The organism is Flavobacterium sp. JP2137 (assembly GCF_050562195.1).
Classification (GTDB): Bacteria; Bacteroidota; Bacteroidia; order Flavobacteriales; family Flavobacteriaceae; genus Flavobacterium.
In genome coordinates this window covers 1,732,467-1,745,262 of record NZ_CP191647.1, presented here as the reverse complement: position 1 = coordinate 1,745,262, position 12,796 = coordinate 1,732,467, and the positions used below count along the sequence as shown (strand labels likewise).

General features: G+C 44.5%; 9 protein-coding genes. 4 read left to right on the top strand and 5 right to left on the bottom strand.

Going from position 1 to position 12,796, the window contains the following annotated elements; all coding sequences use genetic code 11:
* Positions 1 to 595: 595 nt before the first annotated feature.
* Positions 596 to 3,790 (bottom strand): carboxypeptidase regulatory-like domain-containing protein, encoded by a 3,195-nt coding sequence (locus tag ACQZ43_RS07430; RefSeq protein ID WP_430615400.1) that lies wholly within the window; start codon positions 3,788 to 3,790, stop codon positions 596 to 598.
* Positions 3,791 to 4,090: 300 nt separating this feature from the next.
* On the opposite strand from ACQZ43_RS07430, the gene ACQZ43_RS07425 reads away from it, so the two are divergent.
* Positions 4,091 to 4,807 carry a glycerophosphodiester phosphodiesterase gene (locus ACQZ43_RS07425; protein WP_430615399.1) on the top strand — a complete coding sequence of 239 codons (717 nt, stop codon included), beginning with the start codon at positions 4,091 to 4,093 and terminating at the stop codon, positions 4,805 to 4,807.
* Positions 4,808 to 5,062: 255 nt separating this feature from the next.
* Positions 5,063 to 5,962, top strand: coding sequence for a patatin-like phospholipase family protein (locus ACQZ43_RS07420; RefSeq protein WP_430615397.1), 900 nt, complete (start codon positions 5,063 to 5,065; stop codon positions 5,960 to 5,962).
* 21 nt (positions 5,963 to 5,983) lie between these two features.
* Here ACQZ43_RS07420 and ACQZ43_RS07415 read toward each other — a convergent pair whose 3' ends face one another.
* The 4 genes from ACQZ43_RS07415 to ACQZ43_RS07400 form a co-directional block, all read right to left on the bottom strand.
* Positions 5,984 to 6,439: a DoxX family protein gene (locus ACQZ43_RS07415; protein ID WP_430615396.1), complete on the bottom strand. Its 456-nt coding sequence runs from the start codon at positions 6,437 to 6,439 to the stop codon at positions 5,984 to 5,986.
* A 49-nt stretch (positions 6,440 to 6,488) separates the two neighbouring features.
* A complete protein-coding gene (locus ACQZ43_RS07410; protein WP_430615395.1) occupies positions 6,489 to 7,064 on the bottom strand; it encodes a Crp/Fnr family transcriptional regulator in 576 nt (191 codons plus the stop codon).
* 51 nt (positions 7,065 to 7,115) lie between these two features.
* On the bottom strand, positions 7,116 to 8,162 hold the full coding sequence (locus tag ACQZ43_RS07405; RefSeq protein WP_430615393.1) for an AMP-binding protein: 1,047 nt from the start codon (positions 8,160 to 8,162) through the stop codon (positions 7,116 to 7,118).
* 105 nt (positions 8,163 to 8,267) lie between these two features.
* The gene (locus ACQZ43_RS07400) at positions 8,268 to 9,176 is read right to left on the bottom strand and encodes a CPBP family intramembrane glutamic endopeptidase (protein WP_430615391.1); all 909 of its coding nucleotides are present in this window, start codon (positions 9,174 to 9,176) and stop codon (positions 8,268 to 8,270) included.
* A 64-nt stretch (positions 9,177 to 9,240) separates the two neighbouring features.
* Between ACQZ43_RS07400 and arsC the strand changes: the two genes are divergently transcribed.
* Together arsC and ACQZ43_RS07390 are read left to right on the top strand one after the other, a co-directional pair.
* Positions 9,241 to 9,582, top strand: coding sequence for an arsenate reductase (glutaredoxin) (gene arsC / locus ACQZ43_RS07395; RefSeq protein ID WP_430615390.1), 342 nt, complete (start codon positions 9,241 to 9,243; stop codon positions 9,580 to 9,582).
* Positions 9,583 to 9,664: 82 nt separating this feature from the next.
* Positions 9,665 to 12,133 carry a TonB-dependent receptor domain-containing protein gene (locus tag ACQZ43_RS07390; protein ID WP_430615389.1) on the top strand — a complete coding sequence of 823 codons (2,469 nt, stop codon included), beginning with the start codon at positions 9,665 to 9,667 and terminating at the stop codon, positions 12,131 to 12,133.
* The last annotated feature ends 663 nt before the right edge of the window (positions 12,134 to 12,796 follow it).

Genomic DNA, 12,796 nt, shown 5'->3' with positions numbered 1-12,796 from the left:
TTTACCCATAGGGCAGTTGTTATAGCAAACCTCTTGCTGTTGCTACTATGGGAGTTTTTTAATAAAATTTAAAAGGAATAGGCCTGATGATTTGCGGCAGTTATACGGCCTTCATTTCCTCGAAATCCGAATTTGCAAAACACAAAAATGCCGGGAGTTTTTTTGCAAGTATGCCTCGATTACAAGGCGTTTATACGACAAAAATTCAACGGTGCGCAGCGGTGTACGCGAAGGTAATTTTGATATCGAAAAGTTGAAGATTTGTCTCGATACAATTGCGGAAGTCCCATAAAAGACCTCCTAAGGGCAATGCGCAGCACATACCCTATAAGCTACTTCCATCAAAGCAGCCGTTTAAAATTCGGGGATTTTTGATTTATACCTCATGTGATTTCGTTTTTAAAATACTATTCCTACTCGCTAAAATCTCGTTCTCCAACACGTATTACAAAAAGCACACAAAGAACTATCATCCAGCTCATTACCCTATAAAAGTCAAAAAAAAATATTTATTATAAAAGCAAAATAGTTTTTTTAACAAAAAAAAGAGGCTATCCAATAAATCGGATAGCCTCTTTTCAGTTCGCGTATACCGTTAAAAACTGTATCGCAATCCGACCTGTATTTGGTATGGATTTCCCGTTGGCACAGGAGTTCCCTTGGTATTGACCCGGTAATTAAACGCTTGTTTATTCGCGTCAAAAGCGGGTTGAGCGGGTTGTCCATTAGCCGCTGGAATCCCCAAGGCATATAGGGCCTGATTTCCCATGGTTTCATTGGTACCCCATTCTTTATTCAGCAAGTTGGCAAAATTAAAGATGTCTGCAGAAATCTCGAAATTATGCTTGCCATACAACTTGACTTTTTTGCTGATGCGCAAATCGATAATGCTGTAAAACTTATTGATACCGCCGTTGCGATCGGCCATTTTCCCACTGTACTTATCGATGTAGTCTTTCATGCTTTGACTCACTTCAGGATTGTCCATAATCGCTTGTAAACCATCGCGGATATGTTGAGGAACCGCGGGGTCGTTACGGTCAAAAATATAAGCCAAATCGTTGCTTCCCGAAACGAAATCCCCATTGGTATTCCCTCCCGAAAGCAGGCTATAACGCGTACCGGCAATTCCAGAAAAGCGGAAACCGACTTGTACGCCATAAAAGGTGGGCAAGGTACCATAGACCACGACCTTATGTCTAAAGTGGTTGTCGGAATACGTCATGCTCGATAAATCTCTTGGGTCGTCTTTGACCGTTTGCACCAAGGTAGCGGTATTCGCTACGTTTCCATTATAAGAAGTATTGTCTTTGGTGCTGTTCCACGTATAACTTGCCGAGATTTCACCGTCTTTATAATAATTGTAATTGGCATCGACTACAAAGGCAAATTGGTCGATTTTTCCATCGCTGGTCAATTCCAATACACGCCCCAATTTATCGCTGATACGCCCTTTTTGCCAATCGGCCGCACCATTTGCTGGCATGCTGTTCAACGGTACAAAGACCCCTCTATTGTCTTCGTTTTTTAACGTAAAAAAGGGATCACTCACCATATTGCGGTCTAAATACGTATAGTTGTTTCGAGTCAAGGTAGCATATCCGGCAATTCCAACGCGAAACTGACTGTTGAAAAAGTGTGTATAAGACAAATTCGCCTTGTAAACGATCGGTACTTTAGCATCCTTTCCCGTCATGTTGATCGTTACCAATTGGTTTTTCTCCAAGCTCGGCGCGGAAACCGCACCAGAGCGGTAGCCCTGAAAATCGGGGGTCGGTACATCCGCTCCCCTAACGTCTACTGTAGCCAAGTGATTCCCGTCAAAAGTCAAATTATTAATCAAGGTGTAGTTGTTGATATCCGATCCAAAAATTCCCGCTCCCATTCGAATAAAATCCGTTTTGTTTTCGTTGATATCCCAATTGAATTGCAAACGCGGCTGTACGATAAACGACTTGAATTTATTGTCGGTACGCAACCCCAATTCATCGTCGACCAATTGGTTGTATTCGGCCGTCGGATAATGCGCATAATCCATGCGCAAACCCGCTGTCATATCCATTCCCTTACCCACTTTAAACTGCATTTGTCCGTATACGCCCACATTTAAAATGTTTCCCTTTACCGTTAAATCGTCTTTTAAAGGCACCTCTCTATAATAGCGATAAGGTATGTACGACTCGAAATTCTCTAAAGCCGTTTTGGCCGTTGTCGTGTCTTCTCTAAAGTGGAATCGGCCGTTAACCTCACTTCCATAAACCGATTTTGATGCGGTGTTCATCAAATCCAAACCGAAGGTATATTTAATTTTATCGGTGTTGTAGTACAAATTGTCGACAATTTGAAAAACATTGTTGCGAAATCCCTCCTGCGCAAAGCGATGACCTCCAATTTGGATGTTGGTCGACCGATTGGCTCCATCTATATTCGAAACAATATTTTCTACTATAGCTCTTGGAATGTTGTTGGATGGTAAATCATCACCGGGACTACTCTCTTGGTAAACATACAAATGTTGTACCTTTAATTCGTTGGTCAATTTCGGACTTAAGGTCGATCGTAAAGTGGCCAAAAAGCTGTTGTCTTTATTCTTGTCATTCCCAAACGACTCGTATAAATTGATCGTGGTATTGTCTGCTAAACCCAGTGGATTGTTGTCGTAGGTAAAGTTATTGCGCACCGTCAATAAATTGTTGTCGTCTATCTGCCAATCCAACCTCAAAAAAGCGGCATCGGAATTTCGTTTTTTATCAAACGTACCGTATTGTGGTTTGTTGGAAACGCCATATTTGTTTCGAGCGATGGAGACAAACTGATCCAAAGTTCCCTTGGTAATATTAAAGCGATCTTCGTCTGCTGCCGATTGAATATCGGCGATCACTAGAGATCTCGAATCCAACTGATGGTCCCAGGCAAAGAAATAGTGTAATTTATCTTTGATAAGGGGTCCGCTTAACGACAAGCCATATTGGTAGGTGGAATAATCCGCCGTTCTTTTATTTCCGCGAATATCGTAGGGACTAGACAACCAATCGGCTCGGGCATAGGTAAAGGCCGAGGCAGAAAACTGATTGGTACCCGATTTGGTTACGGCACTGACCGTTCCGCCACCGCTTCTGCCTAAGGTCACATCGTATTGATTGGTAATGACTTTAAATTCCCGTACCGCTTCCATCGATATCGAATACGGTGCGCCACTTCTACTGGTTGTCGATCCGGCCGAAGTCGGATTTTTGGCAGACATCCCGTCGATGGTAAAGTTTGTAGAAGAACCCAACTGACCGCCGATAGACCCGCCTTTAGACAAAGGCGACAAATCGGTTAGGGTGGTAAAATTTCTACCGTTTACCGGTAGGCGCTGAATCGAACGCTCTGAAATAGCCGTCGCCGCACCTAAAAATTCTCTTTTGTTCTTTAAACTCGTTCCCTCGATTACTATGGCATCTAACTCGGTTTGATTCGGGTCGATATCCACATCGACAAAAGCCGAATCGCCTTGATTTAAGGTATAACCCGATTTTTTAACCTCCTTGCCTTCCTTGTTCCTTACGGTGATGACATAGGGTCCGCCCAGAGGAAGCTCTTTAAAAAGGTATTCTCCATTGTTATTGGTTTTTGTACGGGTTGTAAATCCCGTTGACTCATTTTTAAGTACCACCTCAATTCCTTGCTGTATGGCATTTTGATCCAATACGATACCGTAGATCGATGCCTGAGTAGTCTGCGCCAACGCAGCCAAAGACCCCCATAAGCAGCATCCCAGAATCAGGAGTTGTAATTTTGTTTTCATTTTGTAGCTGTTAAAGTTTTGACAAAACTACAGTCGCTACGTTACCTCAAGATGCTTTTAAAATGATGAAACGTTTAAATAAGTGACGGCTTAATTTTTTTAATGAATCCCTAGAAACCTGGACTTTACCCCGGAAACGCCCGAATCGGGTCTTTCAAAAAAAGGCAGATTGTTAACGAAACACTAACAAGGGCATAAGCTCCAAAACACATACAGTCGCGTCCTTTGCTCTTTATAATCACTAAAATTTAAATTGTTATGCGAATAAAACTTATTTTTACTAGCCTATTGTTTTTCACTATGATTACATCGACCCTGTATGCTCAAAAAATTCTCGTAATCGGCCATCGGGGTGCCAAAGGTCACGTGGCCGAAAACACCTTAGAATCTATCGATAAAGCTATAGCCTTAAAAGTCGATATGATCGAGATTGATGTCTATAAAGTAAAAAGTGGCGAGCTGGTGGTTTTTCACGACGAAACCCTCGATCGCGTTACCGACGGCACGGGCAAAATTGAAACCTACACCTATGAGGAACTAAAGAAATTGAAGGTCGAGGGCAAATACAAAATCCCTACGCTCTCTGAAGTCATCGAGCGAATCGACCGCAAGGTGGTACTCAACATCGAGCTCAAAGGATTAGACACCGCTACAGAGGCGCATAAAATCATCGCCGACTTTAAGAAAAAGGGATGGACCAATGCGCATTTTATCATTTCGAGTTTTCGTTGGAACGAGTTGGAGATTTTTTCACAACAAGCCAATCCTGCCGCCATTGCAGTACTCACTGCCGAAGACCCTACCAAGGCAATCGAATTTGGCAAAAAAATTAAAGCGACAGCCATCAATCCGTATTACAAATTTATGTGGACCGACACCGTTACCGCTATTCACGCTGCCGGTTTTAAAATATATCCTTGGACGATTAATGAAATATCGGACATCGACCGTTTGATCGAATTAAAAGTAGACGGAATAATCACCGATTATCCCGACCGCGTTGTCCTTAAAAAATAAAAAATCCACTCCTGGATTTTGGCCCGAAAAAGACTCTTTTTTTCGGGCTTTTTTTATGCTCCGATCACTGCCCTTTAAATGCGCAGCACTTCCTCTTTTTATGCGCATGCGCCTCGATTTTCGAGGGAAGCAGCCTCTTTATTTTGCGCGTTGATAAAAAAACGGTTGATAAAAACGCAAAATGCCATTTTTATCGGTAATTTTATAAGTATCAATCGACACGAAGTCCGTTATACAGAACCAATACATTTCACGATGCGCGCATTAGTAATTTCTGGAGGCGGTAGCAAGGGAGCCTTTGCCGGTGGATTGGCAGAGTATCTGATACAGCAACAACAACGGGATTACCAAATTTTGATCGGCAGTTCTACCGGCAGTTTATTAGTGCCTTTGCTTGCTATAGGGGAAACCGAAAAACTCAAATCGATTTTTACTGCGGTGGAGCAGTCGGACATCTTTAATAGCTGTCCCTTTATCATCCGGGAAAAAAATGGGGAGTTGAGCACTCGAATCAACCACCTGGGTGTTTTGATGGCCATGCTCAAGGGCAAGAAAACCTTTGGCGAAAGCAAAAACCTGCGAAACCTGATTTCCCGTACCCTAACCCCATCCGATTACGACCGCATTCAAGCGACCGACAAGGAGGTGATCGTGACGGTTTCCAACTTGACGACTATGGCGGTTGAATACAAGAACTCCCGCGATTGTGCCTACGACGACTTTTGCGATTGGGTTTGGGCCTCTACCTCCTTGGTGCCCTTTATGAGTTTGGTGCACAAAGATCACTGCGACTATGCCGACGGCGGTATGGGCGACTTGGTACCGATTTATCAGGCCATACTCAGAGGGGCCACCGAAATCGACATCATCGTTTTAAAAAGCCATACCCCAACCAAAGCACCGATTAAAAACGCCTTTGTACTAACGACGAGAGTCTTTGAGTTTATGCTCAATCAAATTGCTGCCGACGACCTCACACTCGGCAAGATCGAAGGCCTGAACCACCGCATTGCCCTAAATTTTTACCAACCGCCGGAATTGCTCACCACCAACTCGCTGCTGTTTAAACCCGAGAAGATGAAAGCTTGGTGGGAACTGGGCTATCAAGTGGGACGACGGCAAAATCCGAGCTGTCAAATCATAACGGTTCCGTGAGGTCCATCAGGTCCATCGCGTTTATTCCACCGCTATACAGCTGTAGTAAGTCCACAAAACCCAAAAGAATTGCAAGGGGATTCGGAACCACAAATACCGCAGTCCCTTACCCACGGCATGGGGTTTTTGAAAGTCAATACCTTCGCGCGCCGCTTTGATGTTTGCCGGCAGCAGTACAACCAAAAACGCGATAAGTACCCAAGCGGATAATTGTCGGATTCCAGGAATAGAAATGCCTACGGCCAGGGCAACTTCCAATATGCCGGTTGCGAACACCAGCGCCCTTTTACAAGGAAAGCCGTTGGGAATCATCAGCGTCATGCCTTGGGTAAAGACAAAGTGGCCCATTGCGGTAAACACCAACATCGCACTCATGCCCACACGTGCTGCCCACGCGATATCTATGGATGGATTTACAAGGGCAGTACTGCCCCAAACAAGGCCAAAAACGATTAAGAGTACAGCAAGTGGTTTCATTTTTTTAGTAAAAATAAAACAACTGTCCCTTTTAAAAAATGAACCTGGGTTAAGAAATGCGTCGTCGAATCCTACTCAATGCCTGTGGGCTTATCCCGATATACGAGGCCAAGTACTTTAGGGGAATCCTTTGAATCCATTGGGGTTTTTCGACAAACAGCCGTTCGTAGCGCTGGGCTGCCGTATCGACCAAAAGACTGCGTTCGCGTTTACTCTTGTTTAGGAAAAGGCCTTCGGCTATGCGTCTCCCCAAGGTATTGCCCACGGTGGTTTCTCGGTATATTTGCTGCAGGTCGGCAAAGTTCAATCGCCACAACACCACCTCAGTCAAGGTTTCGACCTGATAGTCGCTGGGACTTTGCCATACAAAAGAATCGTAGGCACAGAGAAATTCTCCTTCAGTTACAAAACCGAAGGTCTGTCCTGCCCCCTGGTCGGGAATCACCAGGCGAACCAATCCGCTTTCCACAAAAGACAAATAGCCTTCTACCTGACCGCATTCGAGCAACAGCGCTTTTTTAGCCAAGCGCACTTCGACTAATTTTTGTGCAAAAAACAGCCAATCCGCATCGGGTATCGGATGCCATTTTTCCAAGTTTTCGCGTATTTGTCTTAAGCGTTCCATCAGTTGGTTTTTCTCCTTAACGTCCGAGTTGCGGTTTTCTAACGGTACTGCTTATAGCGCCACCAAATTCGCCAGGGTTTGCTTGCGCAGTATTTTGCCCGTAACGGTTTCTTCTATTTTTGCGGTAAACAATATTTCCTTGGGCGTTTCAAATTTGGAAAGGGCTTTAAAAGCATCGGGATGCAACTGATACGGTTCGCTTTCAATCACGAGTATCAATTTTTCGCCCCATTTCTCGTCTTTCTGACCGATTACAAAAAAGCGCGAGGGAATATGCGGGACTAACTTGGCTTCAATTTGCTCGGGGAAGAGCTTAACACCGCCGCTGTTGATCACGTTGTCTATACGTCCCAACCACTGAAATTGGTGGTCGTTGACCATGTTTACCAAATCGTTAGTCACCAAAATATCATCGCTCACCTTAGGCGCATTGATCACCAAACAGCCGCGTTCATCGGCATAGATATGTACGTGAGGCAATACGGTAAAAGCGCTTTCGCCGATTTTCTTGGCCGCGATATGGCTCACGGTTTCCGTCATACCATAGGTTTCGAAAACAGCGGTATCCAAGTTTTCCAACTGTGCTGCCAGCGCACTGTTGACCTGTGCTCCACCGATGATGACCGTTTTTACCCGAGCGAGTTCCGCTATAGAATTCTCTACCTGTAGCGGCACCATGGCGACAAAATCATAGGGCTGGGTATTGCCCAATAAGGGCGTTGAGCTCGGCGGAACCACGTCGAGTTCCAAGCCTAGACTTAGGGCGCGAATCACCATCATCTTACCGCCGATATATCGGGTCGATAAACACAGCAGTGCGCGGTCGCCCGCAGCCAGCTTAAAAAAATCTGCCGTCGCTCGTGCGGAATGCAGCATGGCCTTCTTTTTTATTAGAATGCCCTTGGCCTCACCCGTAGTACCGGAAGTAGTCAGTTCTATCGTCTTGTTGTGATCGAACCATTGCAGGAACAGCTTTCCCAAATCTTGTTGGTAAGGCTCGCCGTCTTGAATCAAGTCAAACGCCAGATGACTCAATTGATCTTGGGTCATTTTTTTTCCGTTTAATCGGAAACTCGGGTGAATTTCATAACTTCTCATAGTGCGATATTTTAAGCGCAGTGTAAAGGTATGCCTCGTTTCTTAAAAGTGTTTGTCCGTCACCCCTTAGATACAAGATCCCTTTGCAACTGCTGTTTATACGAATTAAACAACTCTTCCCATCAATCTGTTCCGCCAATCCTTCCAGCGGTATACCTTTGCAAACAACAGCAACAATACCGGTAACACCAGTCCAACCTGCCAGAGTATGGCTCCCAGAGACAAGGAATCTTCGGGAGGCGTCAATTCGATAAAAAGCGAATTGGTCTGAAAAGCCGTCCAATTGGAGGTGACTAATAAAGCGCCGATTAAATTATTGGCTGCGTGAAAACCCAAGGCCAATTCCAGTCCGTCATCCATCAGGGTCAAAATCCCCAAAAAGAAACCGGTACCGATATAATAAATCAAAATATAATACCCAATCTTACCCACTTCGGGGTTTGAAATGTGCATCAATCCAAAAATTAACGAGGTAACGACTAGGGCCAAAAAGCGGCTTCTCGTCGCCAAACCTATGCCCTGCATCAGATGTCCCCTCATGAATAACTCCTCAAAACTGGTCTGTAAAGGAATCAAAACTAATGCCATAATTAAAAAGGGAAAGAAAGCCGACCAATTAAAATTCCACTGAAAATGCTGCGGTTCGGTGTAATAATTGTACAAAAACACGACTAAGGTCCAAGCTGTCCAAACGGAAAAAGCAAAAAATATCCTGCGCCAATCCACTCGTTTACGCGAGGTTACCAAGCTGCGCAGCGACTGCTTTTGCATGACCCGCACCCACAAAATCAGTATAAAGAAAAAAGCCGATAGCGGCAAAATCGTCTGTAAAAAATTGATATTCTTACCGAATAATTCAATGTTTTTCGCAATGATCACATTGGTATCGGTTTGGGATATCTGTAGAAACATCCAATTCAGAAACAACATCCCAATAAAAAAAACAGAAAACGGCAGATATAACCACAGTTTCTTTGAAGTTGGTGTTCCCAAAAGTTGTTCAATATATTTCATTATCACTAATTTTTGTACTAAGTTACTTTTATTTAAAAATATAATCTATAAATTGCCTTAAAAAATGATTACAATTTATCACAATACACGATGTAGCAAATCTAGAGAAGGTCTTGCTTTTTTAGAGGACAAAGCCATTCCCTTTACCGTGGTCAATTACTTGGAGCAACCGCCCTCCGCTTCGGAAATTCAGTCGCTGTTGCAAAAGCTTCGCATCCCGGCTATAGAACTGGTTCGCACCAAGGAATCGCTGTGGAAAGAATCGTTCCGCGACCTCAATTTATCCGACGAAGAGATCATTGCTGCCCTCGCGCAAAACCCCAAGCTCATCGAGCGACCGATTATCGTCAACGGCGATCGGGCCGTAATCGGTCGCCCCACCGAAAAAATAGCGGAAATCCTGTAGCTTTTTAGTAAAATATTAACACTTATAGATTAAACCTCGGCCCCCCATTACAGTCTAACCCTTAAATAAACTACTGACTGTAATGAAAAAATTAATGACCCTATGGATGGTGCTAGTCCTGTTTACTTCGGTAAGCGGTCTAGCGCAATCCCCCTCTAAAAACCTGGTTCTTTCGGGTACTGTTATAGAGGCAGCGACCAATCAGCCCCTGGAATACGCCAGTGTATACGCCCAAAACAAAGCCAATGCCCAAATCGTTTCTGGCGGTATGACCGATGCGAAAGGAAAATTTGAATTCGAAGTTCCCGAAGGAGAGTACTATGTAAAAATAGACTTTTTGGGTTTTAAAACCGTAGAGATCAACTCGGTATCGGTGGTAAAAAACACCTCTATAGGGGAACAGAAAATATTTGCCGATTCACAAACCTTGGCCGAGGTCAACATCATAGCCGAGCGCTCCACCGTGGAGATCAAGCTCGACAAAAAGGTGTATAACGTGGGTCAGGATATGATTGTCAAAGGCGGTACAGCCAGCGATGTACTGGACAACGTTCCCTCTGTTAGCGTGGATGTCGACGGTACGGTGAGCTTGAGGGGCAACGAAAATGTCAAGGTTTTAATAGATGGCAAACCGACGGGATTGGCCAGCAATATAGCTGAAGCCATGAAAATACTATCGGCCGAATCCATTGAAAAAGTAGAGGTCATAACCAATCCATCTGCGCGCTACGAAGCCGAAGGAGGCGCGGGAATCATCAATATCGTATTGCGAAAGGGCAAGTCTCAGGGCATTAACGGCAGTCTGACCGGAACCGTGGGAGACCCGATGAACTACGGTTTAAACGGAACGATTAATTTTAGAAGCGACCAATTCAATATGTATACCGTTGCCGGGTACAACCACTCCAAGAGCAACGGAAGTATGATCAATAATTCGGAGTACTTGAATCCGCTAACCGGACTGCCCACTCAATATATAGACGAGTCCAAACCCAGCAGTAGAGAGCGCGAAGGCTATAACATCAATTTTGGCCTAGAATGGTTTTTGACCAAGTCCTTCACTTGGACCAATGCCGTGACCCTCAATAAAAACCAAATTTACAGTCCCAATACCGTATACTATAATTATTACGACCAAGATCGCGTGTTCGACTATGCCCGTACCCGCGACGAAGACAAAGATGGACGCAGAGAAAGCGTGGAATACACCACCACCTTTGAAAAAAACTTTGCCAAAGACGGTCATAAACTCACGGTAAGCGGAACGGTTTCTGTCGACAAAGACAACAACAACTCCCTGATTACCGACCAAATTCTATCGCAGAATACCTCCTCCATGGAGCGTACCCTCAACAATGAAACAGTCGACAGAAATTACCTACAGGCAGACTATATATTGCCCCTAGGTGAAAACGCCAAGTTTGAAGCGGGTTACCTCGGTAATTTCTCCAAACTGGAAACGGTTTTTGTCTTGGACAACTTTAACAACGCCCAATGGATCAACAACACCAACCTGACCAACACCTTGGAATACAAGGAAAAGGTACATGCGCTCTACGCTCAATTCGGCAGTAAAATCAACCGTTTTAGCTATATGCTGGGCTTGCGTTACGAAGATACCGAGGTCGATGTTAACCAACTGATTACCCAAGATTACAACAATAAAAACTACGACAACTTTTTCCCTAGTGCTTTTTTAAACTACGAGTTTTCTCCGTCGAGCAATCTGAGTTTAAGCTACAGCAAAAGGGTTAATAGACCGCGAGGATTTTTCCTCAATCCGTTTTCGAATTATTCGAGCGACATCAACTTTTTCCAGGGAAATCCCGACCTAGATCCCGCATTGACCAATGCTTTTGACTTGGGCTATATGCACCGTTGGACCGGATTTACGTTGAGTACCTCGGCCTATGTAAACATCACCGACGACGCCTTTCAATTTGTAAAGCGAATCAACGGTACCACTGCCGATGGCACGCCGATTACGGTGAGCTCGCCGATTAACCTGGCGACCGAATACCGCTACGGATTTGAATTTACCCTCAACGCCACTCCTTTTAAATGGTGGCGCTTAAACGGAAATTTTAACTTCTACCGAAAGGAAACCCAAGGCGATTATACCTTTACCGATTTTAACGGGAACCAAGAGACCCAAAATTTTGACAATACCGCCTATTCTTGGTTTACCAGAATAACATCGCGCGTGAGCTTGCCATACAAAATAGATTGGCAAATGAATGGTATGTATCGCGCTAAAGAGGAATCTGCACAGGGAGTCAACAAAGCCAACTTATCTGCCAATATGGCCTTGAGCAAAGACATATTAAAAGATAACGGCACGCTTTCCTTGAATGTCAGCGATATATTTAACTCTAGAAAAAGAGAGACCGAAACGCATCTACCGCAGTCCAACTCCTTTAGCGAAATGCAGTGGAGAGGGCGCCAAGTAAATCTGTCGTTCACCTACCGCTTTAACCAAAAGAAAACGGAGAAACCGAAATTCACCCCTAAAAGCGGAGATTCCGACGGAGCCGAAATGATTGGAGCATAATTTTAGAGACCTTTTCTTAATTGAAAGGGTCTTTTTTTTTGTTTTAATCCCTTACTGGAATGGGCAGATGAGCGGATTTGTAGATGGGCGGATTCGCGGATTCGCTGATGCGCTGATGGGCGGATTCGTGAGGTTACGGTAGCACTAAATCTTCGGAATTAAAAACAGATTAATCGCCGACTTTACCGCAATCCGATGGGAAAAAGGCGGATTCGCGGATTCGCTGATGCGCGGATTCGTAAGGTTACGGTAGCACTAAATCTTCGGAATTAAGAACAGACTAATCGCCGAATTTACCGCAATCCGATGGGAAAAAGGCGGATTCGCGGATTCGCTGATGCGCGGATTCGAGAGGTTACGGTAGCACTAAATCTTCGGAATTAAAAACAGATTAATCGCCGACATTACCGCAATCCGATGGGAAAAAGGCGGATTCGCGGATTCGCTGATGCGCGGATTCGTAAGGTTACGGTAGCACTAAATCTTCGGAATTAAGAACAGGCTAATCGCCGAATTTACCGCAATCCGATGGGAAAAAGGCGGATTCGCGGATTCGCTGATGCGCGGATTCGAGAGGTTACGGTAGCACTAAATCTGTGGAATTAAAAACAGGCTAATCGCCGACATTACCGCAATCCGATGGGAAAAAGGCGGATTCGCGGA